Genomic DNA, 16687 nt, shown 5'->3' on the forward strand with positions numbered 1-16687 from the left:
TTTTTTGCTGGTTCTTATTTTCCGATGAACTGCTGAGTCCAGTAGTTGCCGTCTTTCACATATCCAACACCGATATGCGTGAAGTTAGGGTTCATAATGTTTTTTCTGTGACCTTCACTGTTCATCCAAGCTTTGACAACTTCCTGAGGCGTTTTTTGGCCTTTCGCGATGTTTTCTCCGGCAGTGCGGTATGTGATGCCGAATTTCTTCATCATGTCAAATGGAGAACCGTAAGTCGGGCTGTTGTGATCAAAGTAATTGTTATCTTTCATATCTTGAGATTTCGTGCGGGCAACCTTGCTCAGTTTTTCATCCAAAGTAAGAGGTTTTAGCCCTTGTTTCTTTCTTTCCGCATTCGTCAGCTCAACAACTTCTTTTTCATACGCGCTTACAGAAGAAGATGAAGGCGCTGTATTTTGCTTTTGCTGTGAAGTCTGCTCTTTTGAAGCCGCAGGCTTTGAAGCTTCCTGTTTTTGAGTCTGCGTGCTTTCAGGCTTTGAAGCTTTAGGCGCAGAAGACTTCGGTGCAGAAGCTTTAGGCTGTTGAGTGGCTTGTTTCTTATAAGAATGAAGCAGGGACTGAATTTTTTCCTGGTCAGCTTTAGAAAGCTGGTTCATGTTTTGGATATTCAGTTTGCCTTTGAGATCAGTTACATTTATGGAATGAACGGTTTTGACTTGTACTTGCTGCTGCTCTTTAGCGTCAGCGTGTTGAACGCCGCTGAATGTGAAGAGCGTTGCTGCAGCTGCTGCTGATAAAAGAAAAGCTTTTTTCATAAACAGTAATCCTCCTAAATGTTGTAGTTGTTGTTGTTTCGTACACTAGAATCATAACACGGCTTTTTTGAAATAATAGATCCATATATTCCCTTTGACAAGGTATTATTGTTAATTTTGACATAAAAAAAGAAAAACCCTTTGCTGCCAATATGCAACCAGATCGCTCTTTTACGCGTCTTGTCATAAACGTGGTAAAATTTAAATGTGTTAGCTAAATTTTAATATAAAAAGAGATTGACAGCTTTTTTAAAAACTTTAGATTGTAACAACCATTACAAAAGTGTTACAATATATCTCAGTTAATTAATGTAAAAATTGAATATTGTGAGAGGAGAGAGAGTTTCAGTGACAGAATCTCAACATGATCCGGCTGAAATCAAAAAGAGCAGGCGTTCGCGTTTATGGCGGATCAACCTGTACTTCTTTGCGGTGTTCACTTTGTTCGCTGCGCTGATTGTCAAGCTGGGCCTCGTGCAAATCGTCAATGGAGAGGCGTATGAGCAGGAAGCTTCGAAAACCGAGGCGAAAATTGCGTCATACCCGGCGCCGCGGGGTAAAATGTATGACAGATACGGGCGGGTGGTTGTCGACAACCAAAGCGTTCCTGCGATCACATATACGATGATGACAAGCACAAAAACGGAGGAAAAAATCAGCACAGCCAAAAAACTCGCAGAATTGATCGATATCGATACTTCGTTTCTGAAAGAAAGAGATTTGAAAGATTACTGGCTTGCCAGACATCCGAAAAAAGCTGCTGCACTTCTGAAAGACGGCGAGAAAACCCTCAAGTCTGATCAAACATACAAGCTGCAAGTTGACCGCGTTCCGGCAGAAGAGATCAAAGCGCTGGAAAAGGACAAAGACGAGCTTAAAGTCGCCGCGATTTTCAGAAGGTTTTCAGGCGGCTATGCGTATGAGCCGCAGATCGTCAAAGCGATGAGCCCGAAAACCGAGGGGAAAAACGATGCGCAGCTCCTTGATGAGAAGGCTTCAAAACAGATGCCGGCCAACGATTTAACGTATGAGGAAGTCTCACGCGTTTCCGAGCATCTTGAAGAGCTTCCCGGCGTTGACGTCATCATGGACTGGACCAGGAAATATCCTTATGAAAAAACGCTCTACTCCATTTTCGGAGGCGTCACAACGCCTGAGCAAGGGCTCATCAAGGACCGGGAAGACTTCTACCTGACAAGGGGATATGCCCGGAATGACAGAGTGGGAAAAAGCTATCTCGAGTATCAATATGAAGAATATTTAAATCCGAAAAAAGCGAAAGTGCAATATACAGAAAACCGCTCAGGCAAGGTCATCAGCCAGGAAACGGTTGATGAAGGAAGACGCGGCTACGATCTGCAGCTGACATTCGACATGGAGCTCCAAAAGAAAGTCGAAGAAGCTATCGAAGAGGAGCTTAATAAATTCCGCGGCTCAAACTACATGCTGGACAGAGCGTTCGTCGTCATGATGGATCCGAATAACGGAGACATCCTGTCCATGGCCGGAAAGCGAATCATCGACGGTAAAATCACCGACTATTCAATCGGCGCGTTTACGACCCAGTATGAAATGGGATCAGCCGTCAAAGGTGCGACCGTGCTGGCCGGCTATCAGGACGGTATGCCACATGGGCAGAGATATTTAGATCATGAGCTGAGCTTCGCGGGGCCTGTTAAAAAAGGCTCCTACAGAGGAAACACCATCGGCTGGGCTGATGAGGTTAGAGCGTTGGAAAAAAGTTCAAACGTTTATATGTTTTATGTGGCAATGAGAATGGCAGGGATCACGTATAAACCTGGCGGCTCCCTTCCGGCAAACCTCGAAGACTTAAATAAAATGAGGTATTATTTCAATCAATTTGGCCTTGGGGTAAAAACAGGCATCGACTTGCCGCAAGAGTCGGCCGGGATGCAGACAAACCCAAAAATAGTCGGGGGTCTTCTTCTTGATGAAGCGATCGGCCAGTTTGACACGTATACGCCTTTGCAGCTCGCCCAATATGTTTCAACGATTGCCAACGGCGGATACAGGTTACAGCCGAGAGTCGTGAAAAGCATTCACCAGCCTGAAAGTGAAAAACTCGGTTCAGTCGTTGAAGAGCGCTCTGCCAACGTTTTGAATCGTATCAACAATTCCCAAAGCGACATCGCTATCGTCAAGCAAGGATTTAAAAGAGTAACCCAGACGGGAACTGCAGCCGGCGCATTCGGTTCGCTTGACGTATCAGGCAAAACCGGAACGGCACAGACGCACTACTACGGCACAAACCGAAACTGGTGGGGGAGAGGTACTTATAATATCACCTTTGCCGGCTATTATCCGTCAGAAAATCCGCAGGTCGCCTTCAGCGTTGTCGTCCCGTCTGTTGACGACAAAACGAAGATGAACAAAAACATCGCCGCCAAAATCGTCAAAGCCTATGTCGATCTGCAAAAAAAATACAGCAAGGATTAGACAAAAAAGAACACGGATTTTTTCCGGGTTCTTTTTTTGTTATCAAAATTTGACGAATGCTAGAAGTTTTGAAGGAGATTTCTCGTATTTTAGCGAATCCTTTTAAGCAAAATAGTTTTAATGAATGCTGGTCATGAATAGGGTATAAAGGAGGGATATGATGGAACAAAAAACAAAACGTTTTGAGCAATATAAGCCCCATATGAATTTACAGGCAGTCCTGTCAGCTAACGGCCGTTTTATATACATATCTGCAAATTGCAAAGAACTCTTAAGCTACCAGCAGAATGAACTGATCGGTACGTATTTGAAGGACTATTTACACGAAGACGATCTTTTTCTGGTAGAAAGCTATTTTTACAATGAGCATCATTTGCTGCCTTGCACCTTCAGATTTGTGAAAAAAGACTACACGATGATCTGGATCGAAGCATCGATCGATTTCGTGACGACCCATGTTGGAGAAAAAGAACGCGAGATTGTACTCAAAATGAAAGTGTTTGAAGACCGTCCCTCTAAGAAAAGCAGCTCCATAAAAGAGGAAGACACACCGGAAGAAGCTGCCAGGCTGCCGGCAAAAGAGGAATTCGAAGCCATGGTGGAAGGCTTGCCAAACCCTCTGTGCATCAGCGTTCAAGGGGAAATAGTCTACGTCAATGACGCCATGGTCAACCTGCTCGGAGCCGAGCACAAACGGCAAATTATCGGAAAGTATTCCTACGATTTTATCGAGAAAGAGTACCATGACATCGTCAAAAACCGTATCAAGCGGATGCAGCAGGGACTTGATGTCGGAATGATCGAGCAAACTTGGCATAAGCTCGACGGCACGCAGATTCACCTCGAAGTCAAGGCGGCGCCGACCATTTATCAAAACCAGAAAGCGGAGCTGCTCCTGCTCATTGACATTTCATCGAGGAAGAAATTCCAGACCATTTTGCAAAAAAGCAGGGAGCGCTATCAGCTCTTGATTCAAAACTCAATCGATACGATAGCCGTTATTCATAAAGGTAGATGGGTCTTTATGAATGAATCAGGCATTCGTCTGTTTGAAGCAAAAACGTATGAGGATTTAATCGGCAAAGATATTTATGAACATCTGCACCCGTGCGACCACGAAGATGTCAAAGCGAGGCTGAAACGGATTACAGACCGAAAATCCGAATCTGAAATCATAAAGCAGACGTGGTATACATTTGAAAAAAGGCTCATCTATACAGAAATGGTTTGCATCCCTACGACATTTTTCGGGGAAACGGCCGTTCAGGTGATTTTAAGGGATATTTCTGAACGCAAGCAGACCGAGGAGCTGATGATCCGTTCGGAAAAACTGTCGATCGCCGGACAGCTTGCAGCCGGGATCGCCCACGAAATCCGCAATCCGCTCACCGCGATCAAAGGGTTTTTACAGCTGATGAAGCCCACGATGGAAGAAAATGAACATTATTTTAATATTATCTTTTCCGAATTAAGCAGAATCGAACTGATCTTGAGCGAGCTTCTCATGCTGGCAAAGCCGCAGCAAAACGCATTGAAAGAAAAGCTAGATCTGATCAGGCTGATCCGCGAAGTGACGGCCCTTTTAGAAACGCAGGCCAACTTAAACGGCATTTTGATCAATACGATCCTCCCGGACAATATCTATATTAAAGGGGACCAAAATCAATTAAAGCAAGTGTTTATCAACCTGATCAAAAACGCCGTCGAATCCATGCCGAACGGCGGTACGGTCCATTTGACCGTCAGAGAAACCGAAGATTCGGTCATCGTCGAGGTGGAGGACGAAGGAGAAGGAATACCTGAACATGTCATGAAGCGAATCGGCGAGCCGTTTTTGACGACGAAGGAAAAAGGAACAGGCCTCGGTTTGATGGTCACCTTCAATATCATCGAAAATCACAACGGAACAATCGAAGTCGACAGCAAAGCAGAAAAAGGCACGACATTTAAGATTTCATTTCCAAAATAAAAAACAACGGCGTAAAAGCCGTTGTTTACGTAGTCTGTATCGATTGCCTCTTATTGAAAACAAAGGACTCCAGCCGGTCAAGACCTTCCCTTAGCGTATCAGGAGAATATGCGTAAGAGATCCTCACATAGCCTTCCCCGTATTCAGAAAACGAGCTGCCCGGCACGATCGCAAGCCCCTCTTCCTCAAGAAGCGACATGCAGAAATCAAAGGAAGACATTCCAAACGATTTGATGGACGGGAAAATGTAGAATGCTCCCGACGGTTTAATCACATCGAGGCCCATTGTCACAAGTCTGTCGTACACGTAGTCAAGCCGTTTTTTATATTGCTCGCGCATGATCAGCGCATCATCAAACCCGTTGGTGACGGCTTCCAGAGCTGCTTTTTGAGAGATCGATGAAGCGCATGATACGTTGTATTGATGGACTTTTAAAATATGTTTGGCGATTTCCTTCGGCGCGAACAAAAATCCGATTCTCCAGCCTGTCATGCTGTGGGATTTGGAAAGTCCGCCGATGACGATCGTCTGGTCCCTTAGTACAGACGCGATGGAGTGGTGCGGTCTGTCAAAAGTGAGTTCGCTGTATATTTCATCCGAAAGCACAAAGACGTTTCGACCTTTTAAAAGGGAGGCGATGTCCTTCAGCTCTTCTTCGGACAGCGTCATTCCCGTCGGATTTGACGGATAAGGAAGAACAACACATTTTGTCTTCGGCGTCAGCGCTTCCTCGATCAATTTTGCTGTCAGCTTAAAGCCGTGAGACGTGGTGTCAATGATCAATGGAGACGCTCCGCACATTTTGATGATCGGCTCGTATCCGGGGTATACCGGCCCCGGAAGAATGACTTCATCGCCAGGTGATAAAATCGTACGGAATGCCGAATCGATGGCCTGGCTGGCTCCGGTCGTCACAATGATCTCGCTTTCCGCTTCATAATTTAAATCGGCTTTTTTCTTCATATAAAGCTGTACAGCCTGCCTCAGTTCGGGATATCCGGCGTTGTGAGTGTAAGATGTTTGATTCTCATCTATCGCTTTTTTGGCGGCCTGTTTGACATGGTGGGGGGTGAAGAAATCAGGCTGGCCGATTGTTAAAGAGATTACGTTTTCGTACTGGGATACAAGGTTTGAGAACTTGCGGATCCCTGAGATTTCGATTTCTTTTACATTTGGATTAAGCAAATGTTCCATTTAGCATCACCTTAAAAATGTTATGGTTTATCTTATTTTACCATCATCAGACCAATTGTCATCTTTTAATCAATCAATTTTATAAAAACTCGTAACAAGTATATGCAAAACAATGCAAGGTATGCGGACATGCGGATGGCAGCAGATAGAAAAATAAGACAATCAAACGATTGTCTTACGTTATATTTCGTTTAGTAGCCGTAATCGAAGTCAACATCTTCTTTCCACGAAATATATATTTGTTCTTCACTGTCTGAAGCATCCTTGAGCATTTCTGTGTAAACGGCACGGCTGACCCCTTCTAAAATGGTCATTTCATGATTTTTAATCGTTACAATTGTTCCCATCATAAACACCTTTCCTGAAAAATCCTTGACCATTGTAACACGATAACTGTCAAAGTCAATGAAAAACTTGTGAGCCGTACATTAATTTAACTTTAAAAAAACGTGATACGTATTGATAATATTCAGCGAATCTTAGTAGTATATAGAAGTCAAGATGTTAGGAGGAAAAGCACATTGGAATTGGAATTAGACAAACACGAAACTGCTCCTGAAAGGAGCGAGTATGCCGGAATCGGCGCGCGTTTTGTAGCTTCCCTGCTCGACGGATTGATTCTCGGGATTCCCGCATATATTTTCACGTACGTTTTAACAGCGGCGTTGATGTTGGGAAATTCGGATATCATGCTCATGATGGAGACTGATCCCGAGTATTTGAGCGATCAGGAAATCTTTACGTTTATCATCAGCATGTTCAAAACCATAGCGATCGTTGGAAGTATTACTTTTATTGTTTATTTTCTTTATTACACGCTGATGGAATCATCCAAATGGCAAGGGACGCTCGGCAAGAAAATCATGAACGTTCAGGTGGCGAAAGCAGAAGGCGGAAGAATCTCTTTCGGCCGTGCGGCCGGAAGGTTTCTGGCCAAAAGCTTTCTTTCTCCGATTTTGTTGGTCGGCTACATTATGGCCTTTTTCACAGAAAGGCGCCAGGCGCTTCATGATATGTTGGCAGGAACCATTGTCGTAAAAAAATAACGGGTAAAAGACAGCACGCTTTCAGCATGAATGCGTGCTGTCTTGTTCAGGAAAATGTTTCAAGGCAGGAATAAAAATAAGGAGGCATCAATCCAGATGGATACTCAGCCGGAACGTGAACAAGCTGTAAAGCGGGCGCAAAGAACGGGAATCAAGCTCTTTTTGACGTTGCCGATTCTATCTTGGGCGTTATACGATTTTGCAAACACGATTTTTTCATCAAACATTGTGACGATCTTTTTTCCTTTTTATTTGCAGGAGGCAGTCGGCGAAAACGCCAGCATGAATCAGGTGGCAAGCACTTTTATCTCCTATTCGAACGCAGCCGCAAGCTTCCTGCTCGTCATTTTCACGCCTTTATTCGGGGTGTTGATTGACCGGACGGGCAGAAAGAAAAAATACATCGGTCTGTTTACGATGATTTGTGTTTTGTGCACCATCTTAATGGGGGTTTTTGCGGGCGCTTCGTTTCAGAAGGACATATACGGGCTTCCGTTATCTTTGATCCTTGTTGTTGTCATGTTTGTGACCGCAAAGTTTTTCTATCATTCAAGCTTGGTGTTTTATGATACGATTTTGGCTGATTTGGGTACAAAAGAAGAAATTCCTCTCTTATCAGGATTCGGGATTGCGATCGGATATATCGGTACTTTGGCCGGCTTAACGGTTTACCTTCTGGTCGGGAACCAGGATTTTCACCGTGCTTTCATCCCGTCGGCTCTCTTGTTTTTACTTTTTTCACTTCCGTATTTGCTCTTCACGAAAGAGAAAAGAAAACCGGAACCGAAAGAAAAAAAATCGTTTTTCAGCGGATACAGGGAAATCGTGCAGACGTTCAAGGACATTCGCCTGTACAAACCGGTCTTCTTGTTCATGATCGCCTACTTTTTCCTGAATGATGCGCTTGCTACAGCAATAGCCATGATGGCGGTTTATTCAAAAACGGTCATCGGTTTTACGACCGGTCAATTTGTATTACTTTACCTTGTTTCAACGGTCTCAAGCATCATCGGTTCATTTTTGCTCGGCTTTGTCACAAAAAAGATCGGCGCTAAACACGCAGTCAGTCTTGTCGCCGCCATTATGATCACCGCTTTGACGATTGGAGCATGCACGACGTCAACAGTCTTGTTTTGGATTGCGGGAAGCCTTTTCGGTATCTCGCTTGGAGGCACATGGGTCGCATCAAGGACACTGATTATCGAACTGACGCCCGAGCATAAAAGAGGCGAATTTTTCGGATTGTTTGCTTTGTCGGGGAAAATCTCTTCCATTTTCGGTCCGGTCCTGTACGGATCGATTACTTTGCTGTTCAGGGATTTAGGGAACATGGCCAGCAGAATGGCTTTCGGATCTTTAGTGTTATTGGCAGCGATCGGCCTGATCATTCATCAAAATGTTAAGGCAAAAGCTTAACCCAGAGCATCAACTTTTAACAAAAGACGCCGATATAAAAAGTAAACACAAAGTAGGATAGAGAGGGATATCAGTGTCTTCAAACCAACAGGAAATTTTATTAAGTTCGGGAACCAATGAATTAGAAATCGTGAAGTTCGAAGTTGGTCTCAACATTTTCGGCATAAATGTCATGAAAGTCAGAGAAATCATTCAGCCGGTTGACATTACGAAAGTGCCTCATTCGCACAAGCATATGGAGGGCATGATCACATTGCGCGGGGAAATTCTTCCCGTCATTGATTTATTCTCTTTCTTCGGCGTCGAACACGGTGAGGACGAGCATCAAGAAAAATACATTGTGACGGAATTCAACAAGCGGAAAATCGTCTTTCACACTGGATCGGTTTCGCAGATTCACCGGGTGTCGTGGGAAGAAATCGAGAAGCCGACCGCTTTAAATCAAGGAATGGACCGTCACCTTACCGGCATCATTAAGCTCGACGGCACAATGATTTTCCTGCCTGATTACGAAAAAATCATTTTTGATCTTGAGTCTGAGTCAGGTACGGACCCTTATCAAATGAAAGATGAAAAATTTGATCAGAGACGGACTGACAAAAAGCTGATGATTGTCGAAGACTCTCCGCTCCTCTTGCGGCTTTTGGTGGAAAAGCTGAATGAAGCAGGGTATAACAACATCGTGTCTTTTGAAAACGGAAAAGAGGCTTACGAACATGTGCTTCAATTGATGGAAGACGGCACAGCCCTTCACGAAAAAGTCGATCTCATGATCACGGATATTGAAATGCCGCAGATGGATGGACACCGGCTCACAAAGCTGTTAAAAGATAACCCGCTGAGTTCGGAGCTGCCGATCTTGATTTTCTCTTCTTTGATTACAGACGATCTTCGCCATAAAGGGGAACAAGTCGGAGCTGACGAACAAATCAGCAAGCCAGAGCTCAACGAACTGATCGAAAAGCTTGATAAATATATTTTCAAGAACTAAAAAAAGCCTCTTTTTGAGGCTTTTTTTATTAAAAATAGCTTTCGCCAAGCTTCTTGAAGACGGGCTTTGAGGCAGGGCGCTTCCGGTTTGTGACGAGCGGTTTTTCCTTAATTCCCGTGTAGTTTTGAAGAAGCTGTTTCGCTATATTCAAGGACATATGAGCTTTAGGGTTCCGATACGAATGATTTAATGTACCTAAGTGTGGAAGGCTTGCGAAGTCTTCTTTTGTTGGAGGCATGTGAAAAAAGTAGTCTCCGAGAGAAATCAGCACATCTGACTGCTGCTGGCTGAATCTTGGATTTTTCGAAAAGTGAAGGCCTACCTTTTTACCCTTTCCTTCATTAAGCAGCTTTTGCAAAGCTTTCTTTTTCAGAAGATACAGGTATTTGGGATTAGTCGCGGTTTTTGCATGGCGATTCACTGTATAAATCGCTTTTGAAAGGTTTTCAACTGTCGGTTTTAATTCTTTCGTATGATTATGGTCGTCCATTTTTTCTCTCCTATCCATTCGTTTCTAGATCACCTCCTAAAGTTGCAAGGCTTATGTCTAAATTATACGAAATAGAACAGAAAATGCAAATATCTCATAGAAAAAACGCGCGATTTTTTAAGGAATCGCGCGTTTTCATCTTTATAAAACAGAGTTCATTTTCGCTTTTGTATTTTTTTGTCTCTTCAGCGCCGCTTGAACGTCGATTTCCGCGTTCTCGGCGCTTAATTTAGGCAGGACGATAAAATAGTACATCGCCGCCAGCAGAATAATTCCCGCCAAACCGTAATATATATAATCCACATCGGCGATGATTCCCGGGAATAAAACAGCGATCACGCCAAGCGCTGAGGATTGCGCCATCATTGTCAGCGGATCGGTCCACCCGCTGACTCTTCCCATCAGCCTTGGGTGGACGATTTTGGGAATCCAGCCGCCAAGCGCTGTGTTGATCGGTCCGATGCATATCCCGGCAAGGAACGCAGCCGAGTAATATACGGGCAATTGATCTGTAAAGCCAAGCAGAATGATAAAGGCACCCGCAATAAAAATCGGGACTGACATCATGTATGCCGGCTTCACTTTTTTTTCAAGCAGAGCGGCGACGGCAATCCCTGTCAAAAGTCCGATACCCAGTACGATTGTAAAGAGGGATGTGTGCCACTCATAACTGTCAGGGGACAGCTCATACTTCATTTTAAACATCGGCAGAACCGAAAGTCCCCCGCTGACAAGTCCGAAGATAAAATATCCGAATACGAGAGAGGCAAGCAATTTATTTTTTAATATATAAACGATGCCTTCCTTAAAATCGTGCATCGAATCTTTGACGGTCATGTTTTTCCAGCCTTTTTGCCCGTTCGGCTGCCGCGCTTCAAGCGGAATATCGCAGGAACGGATTAAAAAGCCGGATACGATAAAGCTCACAAAATCAAGAGCGATAGCACCATGCAGGCCGATCGTCTTGTACATAAAAGCTCCAATTCCTACGCCGAACAATAGAAACAGGCTGAAAAGCATCTGGTTCAGTCCGGCTGCCTTTGCATACTGATCCTTTCTTAAAATGGCCTGGACCAAACTTGCTTCGGCCGGGTAGAAAAATTTTGTGACCGCGCTTCTGATAAATAGAACTAAAAACACAAGCGGTATGATCTGAAGATACAGTACAAAGAAAAGAACGACAGTCAATCCCGCTCTGATCCAATCACAGTTTTCCGCGACTTTCTTGCGGTCAAAACGGTCAGCGACCACCCCGACGATAAAGAATACAAAAACCGTCGGCAAGGAATACATCAGCTCGGCGATTGTCGTGTAGGCCGGCTGGCTGCTGAACCGGTCGAGCAAGAAAAAAGCGAAAGCCATGTTTCCGACTGTCGTTCCCATTTGAGAAGCGAAAGCTGCGAAAAAAAGTCGGACGAAATTACGATTTTTAAAAAGATCCATATATACGCTCCTTACCCTAAAGGTCCCATTATATCTTAATACAAGATGTTGTATTGTTCAAATTGCATTTGTCTGGAAATGTACTGGTCTAAGGTGTAATGGACACTCGGGTTCCGTTGGGTACGATTGAAGCAAGTTCCAGAACATCCTGATTGTGCATGCGGATACATCCCCTTGAAACAGCTTTGCCAATTGACGCCGGGTTATTCGTGCCATGGATGCCGTAGTGCTGTTTTGAGAGGCTCAGCCAGTAGGCGCCGAACGGGCCGCCTGGATTTGGCTGCCGGTTGACAATGACAAATTCGCCTCTCGGCGTCTGTGTGAGGATTTTTCCGACGGCAATCGGATATGTTTTTACAAGTCTGTTTTGCTCATATAATCTGAGCGTTCTCCCGCTGAGAGACACGACAATCCGGTAAGGGATTGTGTCCGGGTTTCTAATGCCGGGAATGATAATCGATTGGCCTGCGGACACTTGGCCGCCGTTTAAGCCCGGATTCGCCTGCAGCAAAGCCTGCCGGGTCATTCTGAAATCGGCGGCGATGCTTTCCAGAGTTTCTCCAGATTTTACTTGGTACATCAGCAATAATCAGCACATCTCCTTTTCAAAACGAAAAGAGAGCCTTTTCCGCTGCTAATATATAGACGGAAAGAGGCTGGGGAAGTTTCGTTTTTTTAATGAGGATTGGATGAAATGAGCGGGAATGCTTTTACTTAATGTATGCAGATGCCTTTCATTTTGAGCCAAAAGGCCGGTTAAGGATTAAGTGGATTCAAGCTGGAACACGGTGATTTCAGGCTTTGACAAAAAGCGGAGCGGCAGCCTGGTCGTGCCGATTCCTCGATTGACATAGATTTTCATTCCAGCTGTTTCATACATCCCTTCCGTATAAATTTCTCCGTACGGAGGCGTGATTAAAGGACCAAATACGGGAATCTGAATTTGTCCGCCGTGGGTGTGTCCGGATATTTGCAAATTGACGGGGTATTGTTTTGCCGTTAAAGCAGCGTCTGGCTCATGGACGAGCAAAATCGAGAAGGCTTTTTTACTCAGTTTTGACAGGATGCCTTCATAGTCGGGGCTGCCGAGCATCAAATCATCGAGTGACGCGATCTCTATTACGCTTCCGTCTATCAATTCAAGCTTCATGAAGTCGTTTCGCAGCACCTGAAAACCGGCCGATGCCATGAGCGTCTGATAGACTTTTGTTCCATAGCCCCCGTGATCATGGTTTCCGAATATGGCAAGCTTTCCATAGGGGGCTGAAAGCTTTTTTAAGGCGTTGACAGCATGCTCGTGTTCCCGGTAGCGATGCGGTTTATCTATTAAATCCCCGCTGAATACGATAAGGTCCGGGGAAAGGGCGTTCACTTGGCTGACAACATTTGAAAGCTCGTCTGCTGTAAAGTATTCGCTTAAGTGGGTGTCGCTGAACTGAACGATCCGAAACTGGTCAAACCCTTTAGGAATGAGACGATGCCGAATGGGAATCAAGTTTGTTTCAAGCATGTGCGGCTCGAGATAGCGCGCATAGCCCAAGCCGCCGGCAGCGGTAAAGAGCCCTGCTGCAGCAAGGCCTAAGAAGCCTTTTAAAAATTGTCTTCTGGACGGATTTTTCATAAGCAACCAACCTTTAATAGAATCTCTACATTATATCATCCAGAAAAGCCATTTTAGGACAGTCCGCGTGTTTTGTTAATTTTTTTTAACTTATATGATAAACTATGAATTGAATGAATACTCATTCATAAACAAGGGGGATGGATATGGACAGAAAAGTTGTAATCGTGACCGGCGGGTCGAGCGGAATGGGAAAAGCGATCGCCAAAAAGCAAGCCGAAGAAGGCTGGAATGTGATGATTACAGGCAGAACGCAAGAAACGCTTGAAGCGGCCAAAGAAGAAATTGAAACATTTACGGGGCAGGTGGCTATATGCCGGATGGATGTCAGGTCTGTTGAAGATGTGGAACAGATGATCACAGAGACGGCAGGACGCTTTGGTACGATCGACGCTTTGGTTAACAATGCCGCAGGGAACTTTATCTGCCCTGCTGAAAAACTGTCGGTCAACGGCTGGAAGGCGGTCATCGATATCGTGCTGAACGGCACATTTTATTGCAGCCAGGCAGCCGGCCGCTACTGGATCAAGGAAAAAAAAACGCGGCCAGATTTTAAATATGGTCGCGACATATGCATGGGGCGCGGGTGCCGGTGTCGTTCATTCCGCGGCGGCAAAAGCAGGTGTCCTGTCGCTGACGAGGACGCTTGCCGTCGAGTGGGGAAGTGCATACGGGATCAGATGCAATGCCATCGCGCCCGGTCCGATCGAGAGGACGGGCGGTGCCGAAAAATTGTTTGAATCGGAAGAAGCCGCGCGCGCGACAATCAAAAGCGTTCCGCTCAACAGGCTGGGAACCCCTGAAGAAATCGCGGGACTCGCCGCATTTTTGCTTTCTGAACAGGCGGGATATGTCAACGGGGAGTGTGTGACGATGGACGGCGGCCAATGGCTGAATCCCCGTCCGTTTTAAGATTTCAAATTCAAAGGTGCGGGCCGGTATGGTATAATCAGACAAAGATTAGAAGCAGGTGATATGCCATGTTGGATCCACTCGATATTTTAACGAACATTGAAGATGTTATTCCATACTATCAGCCGATCTTCAGTGCTGAAGAACAAAAGGTGATCGGCTATGAAGTGCTGGGGCGTATCAAGGTAGAATCTGAAGTGAAGAGTCTCGGGCCGTTTTTTTCTGATCCGACAATTCCTGAAGAATACAAGAAAGAGGTTGATCTCAAGGTGATCCGCCAGGCGCTTGATCATTTTTTGGAGAGCGGGCGCGACCTGCTCATCTTCGTCAATCAAGATGCAAATGTGCTGATGATGGATCACGGTGAATCGTTCCTCGACCTGTTGATGGAATATCAGGATAAAGGGCTCGAGCTCAACCGTTTCGTTATCGAAATCACGGAGCAAAAGTTTGAAGGGGATATTGAACAGCTGCATCATTTGCTGACCTACTACCGTACATACGGAATTAAAGTCGCTGTTGATAATATCGGAAAGGAAAGCAGCAACCTCGACAGAATCGCTCTTCTTTCCCCTGATCTGTTAAAGATCGACCTTCAGCCGCTCAAGCTGTCTTCTCCTTCGCCATCCTATGAATATGTGCTTTACAGCATATCGCTCCTTGCCAGAAAAATCGGCGCCGCATTGCTTTACGAGGATATTGAGGCGAGCTTTCAGCTGCAATACGCATGGAGAAACGGAGGCCGGTATTTTCAGGGGCAGTATCTTGAACTGCCGAAGGATGAATTTATCGAACGGAATGTATTAAAGGACCGGCTGCATGCCGAGTTTCACCAATTTATCACACATGAGAAGAAGAAGCTAACCATTTTGTACGACCACTCTGAGCAGTTTTACAAACGGATTCATCAGCTTGTCACATCGCTAAAGAAAACAGCTCAGTCAGACGATGAGTTTCTCTTCAATCTCGGAAAAGAACTGACCGATTGCAGCTTTAGAATTTACATGTGCGATGAAGACGGGATTCAGCTGACGAAAAACGTGTTTAAACATGACGGAGCATGGATATTTCAGCCTGAGTACATCGGCAAAAACTGGAGCTGGCGCCCTTATTTTCTCGAGAATATCATGAGGATGAGAACGATGAGAAAAGGGTTTTTCAGCGATTTGTACAGCGATATCGAAACGGGGGAAATGATCAGAACATTTTCCTATCCGATGGATGAAGAATTGTATCTGTTCATTGACCTGTCCTACTCATATTTATACGAACAAGACGGATTAATTTAAGCGGCGGCCTTTCGCCGCTTTTTCTTTTCGAAAAAATGAATCCCGAGAGGTTTGTTTTGCGTATATAAAGGAAAATGTGAATATATATGCTAAAAAAGGGGCGGATCATATGAAGAACGTTTGGTCATCCTTACTGTGCGGACTATTGACTGCGGCTTTTGTATTCCTCTGTGCGGATTTTGCCGAAGCCGGAGAAAAACCGACAAGAGCGTCGTTATTTGAGACCCTTCAATCCGTATCCGACGTCCATTTTCAGCTGACCGAAAAGGAAAGAACGAAAACAGACATGTTATCCCTCTTGGAACCTTATATGGAACACGCCATGGCAGCGAAGTACGTGGAGGCGAACGCCTTCCCCGAACAAGCGGGGTGGATTTTTTACGGGACAGACGTGCCGGAAGTGGCAATCCCTTTCTTCAGCTATGATGAAAACACAAAAGTGGCGGTGAAAGACGGAAGCTATACCGTATATGAATGTGTTGGAGATCAAGACGGCGGTCCTGTTTCATATCAAAAAAATTATCAGACGGTGACGCTGAAGAATATCGGCGGCAGCTTCAAAGTAACGGCTATCGGCCAATCTGATACAACACCGGCTGGAGAAGACATGATGGCCGAACAACCGGACGAGAAAGAAACAAACTCGAATTTTGCGGATAACAAGAAAGAAGACCACGCTGTATTCCCGCTGTTTGTCATCGATGTTAACTGGACATTGGCCGAACTTTTCAGCTAGAAAAAGAATTTTTAAAAAATTCATTGACAATGATACTGATAATCATTATCATTTAATTATAGAGAGATGAACCTCTCTGTTCCCCAACCCCTCTATCAGATCAAGATTTTAAAAAACTTGGCGCTGCCCCCGCCAAGTTTTTTATTTGCGTGGAATCCTGCATTGCAAATGGCTGCGGGATTTTTGGGCTTTAGGTGTGGGACAGGAATAAGACAATCCTGTTGCCCCATAAATCTAAATTGGTGGTTAAAATAGGCTCCTCTGCAGTCAAAAAAATATTTTTCATGTATGACATGAAAAAAGAAAACTCAAACTATGAAAAGCGGTTTTTCTTTTTCATGATCAG

The 16687-nt window shown here is 44.8% G+C and carries 13 protein-coding genes and 2 pseudogenes; 8 read left to right on the forward strand and 7 right to left on the reverse strand.

Annotation, left to right across the window (positions count from 1 at the left end):
- Positions 1 to 14 precede the first annotated feature (14 nt).
- Entirely contained in the window at positions 15 to 776 is a 762-nt protein-coding gene (locus tag M1D67_RS08125; protein ID WP_050820756.1) for a CAP domain-containing protein, read from the reverse strand.
- Between the two features lie 348 nt (positions 777 to 1124).
- On the opposite strand from M1D67_RS08125, the gene M1D67_RS08130 reads away from it, so the two are divergent.
- Together M1D67_RS08130 and M1D67_RS08135 are read left to right on the forward strand one after the other, a co-directional pair.
- The gene (locus M1D67_RS08130; RefSeq protein WP_101560805.1) at positions 1125 to 3233 is read left to right on the forward strand and encodes a peptidoglycan D,D-transpeptidase FtsI family protein; all 2109 of its coding nucleotides are present in this window, start codon (positions 1125 to 1127) and stop codon (positions 3231 to 3233) included.
- 160 nt (positions 3234 to 3393) lie between these two features.
- A complete protein-coding gene (locus tag M1D67_RS08135) occupies positions 3394 to 5202 on the forward strand; it encodes a PAS domain-containing protein (RefSeq protein ID WP_479831763.1) in 1809 nt (602 codons plus the stop codon).
- A gap of 14 nt (positions 5203 to 5216) precedes the next feature.
- On the opposite strand, the pseudogene M1D67_RS08140 reads toward M1D67_RS08135, so the two are convergent.
- Positions 5217 to 6397 (reverse strand): annotated as a pseudogene (locus M1D67_RS08140) (aminotransferase A); the annotation flags it as partial.
- A 191-nt stretch (positions 6398 to 6588) separates the two neighbouring features.
- A complete protein-coding gene (locus tag M1D67_RS08145) occupies positions 6589 to 6744 on the reverse strand; it encodes a hypothetical protein (RefSeq protein ID WP_020451187.1) in 156 nt (51 codons plus the stop codon).
- A gap of 174 nt (positions 6745 to 6918) precedes the next feature.
- Between M1D67_RS08145 and M1D67_RS08150 the strand changes: the two genes are divergently transcribed.
- From M1D67_RS08150 to M1D67_RS08160, 3 genes are all read left to right on the forward strand, one after another.
- Complete coding sequence (locus M1D67_RS08150) at positions 6919 to 7443, forward strand: RDD family protein (protein ID WP_020451188.1); 525 nt, start codon at positions 6919 to 6921, stop codon at positions 7441 to 7443.
- A 96-nt stretch (positions 7444 to 7539) separates the two neighbouring features.
- A complete protein-coding gene (locus M1D67_RS08155; protein WP_020451189.1) occupies positions 7540 to 8859 on the forward strand; it encodes an MFS transporter in 1320 nt (439 codons plus the stop codon).
- Positions 8860 to 8932: 73 nt separating this feature from the next.
- Positions 8933 to 9850, forward strand: coding sequence for a chemotaxis protein (locus tag M1D67_RS08160; RefSeq protein WP_020451190.1), 918 nt, complete (start codon positions 8933 to 8935; stop codon positions 9848 to 9850).
- 28 nt (positions 9851 to 9878) lie between these two features.
- Here M1D67_RS08160 and M1D67_RS08165 read toward each other — a convergent pair whose 3' ends face one another.
- The 4 genes from M1D67_RS08165 to M1D67_RS08180 form a co-directional block, all read right to left on the reverse strand.
- Positions 9879 to 10340 carry a YkyB family protein gene (locus tag M1D67_RS08165; protein ID WP_020451191.1) on the reverse strand — a complete coding sequence of 154 codons (462 nt, stop codon included), beginning with the start codon at positions 10338 to 10340 and terminating at the stop codon, positions 9879 to 9881.
- Between the two features lie 141 nt (positions 10341 to 10481).
- The gene (locus tag M1D67_RS08170) at positions 10482 to 11783 is read right to left on the reverse strand and encodes an MFS transporter (protein WP_020451192.1); all 1302 of its coding nucleotides are present in this window, start codon (positions 11781 to 11783) and stop codon (positions 10482 to 10484) included.
- Positions 11784 to 11871: 88 nt separating this feature from the next.
- Positions 11872 to 12369, reverse strand: a complete 498-nt coding sequence (locus M1D67_RS08175; RefSeq protein ID WP_020451193.1) for a L,D-transpeptidase family protein — start codon at positions 12367 to 12369, stop codon at positions 11872 to 11874.
- A 177-nt stretch (positions 12370 to 12546) separates the two neighbouring features.
- Complete coding sequence (locus M1D67_RS08180; RefSeq protein WP_023857290.1) at positions 12547 to 13404, reverse strand: metallophosphoesterase; 858 nt, start codon at positions 13402 to 13404, stop codon at positions 12547 to 12549.
- Positions 13405 to 13550: 146 nt separating this feature from the next.
- On the opposite strand from M1D67_RS08180, the pseudogene fadH reads away from it, so the two are divergent.
- The 3 genes and pseudogenes from fadH (at position 13551) to M1D67_RS08195 (ending at position 16341) form a co-directional block, all read left to right on the forward strand.
- A pseudogene (gene fadH, locus M1D67_RS08185) lies at positions 13551 to 14316 on the forward strand (2,4-dienoyl-CoA reductase).
- A 68-nt stretch (positions 14317 to 14384) separates the two neighbouring features.
- Positions 14385 to 15605 carry an EAL domain-containing protein gene (locus M1D67_RS08190; protein ID WP_095290375.1) on the forward strand — a complete coding sequence of 407 codons (1221 nt, stop codon included), beginning with the start codon at positions 14385 to 14387 and terminating at the stop codon, positions 15603 to 15605.
- 109 nt (positions 15606 to 15714) lie between these two features.
- Positions 15715 to 16341 (forward strand): DUF3993 domain-containing protein, encoded by a 627-nt coding sequence (locus M1D67_RS08195; protein ID WP_479831764.1) that lies wholly within the window; start codon positions 15715 to 15717, stop codon positions 16339 to 16341.
- The last annotated feature ends 346 nt before the right edge of the window (positions 16342 to 16687 follow it).

Source organism: Bacillus sp. PK6-025 (genome assembly GCF_056530265.1).

Bases quoted from the DNA above. Each gene is read 5' to 3' on its own strand.
- M1D67_RS08125 (WP_050820756.1), bottom strand. From the start codon at position 776: ATGAAAAAAGCTTTTCTTTTATCAGCAGCAGCTGCAGCAACGCTCTTC.
- M1D67_RS08135 (WP_479831763.1), top strand. From the start codon at position 3,394: ATGGAACAAAAAACAAAACGTTTTGAGCAATATAAGCCCCATATGAAT.
- M1D67_RS08145 (WP_020451187.1), bottom strand. From the start codon at position 6,744: ATGGGAACAATTGTAACGATTAAAAATCATGAAATGACCATTTTAGAA.
- M1D67_RS08155 (WP_020451189.1), top strand. From the start codon at position 7,540: ATGGATACTCAGCCGGAACGTGAACAAGCTGTAAAGCGGGCGCAAAGA.
- M1D67_RS08165 (WP_020451191.1), bottom strand. From the start codon at position 10,340: ATGGACGACCATAATCATACGAAAGAATTAAAACCGACAGTTGAAAAC.
- M1D67_RS08170 (WP_020451192.1), bottom strand. From the start codon at position 11,783: ATGGATCTTTTTAAAAATCGTAATTTCGTCCGACTTTTTTTCGCAGCT.
- M1D67_RS08180 (WP_023857290.1), bottom strand. From the start codon at position 13,404: ATGAAAAATCCGTCCAGAAGACAATTTTTAAAAGGCTTCTTAGGCCTT.
- M1D67_RS08190 (WP_095290375.1), top strand. From the start codon at position 14,385: ATGTTGGATCCACTCGATATTTTAACGAACATTGAAGATGTTATTCCA.
- M1D67_RS08195 (WP_479831764.1), top strand. From the start codon at position 15,715: ATGAAGAACGTTTGGTCATCCTTACTGTGCGGACTATTGACTGCGGCT.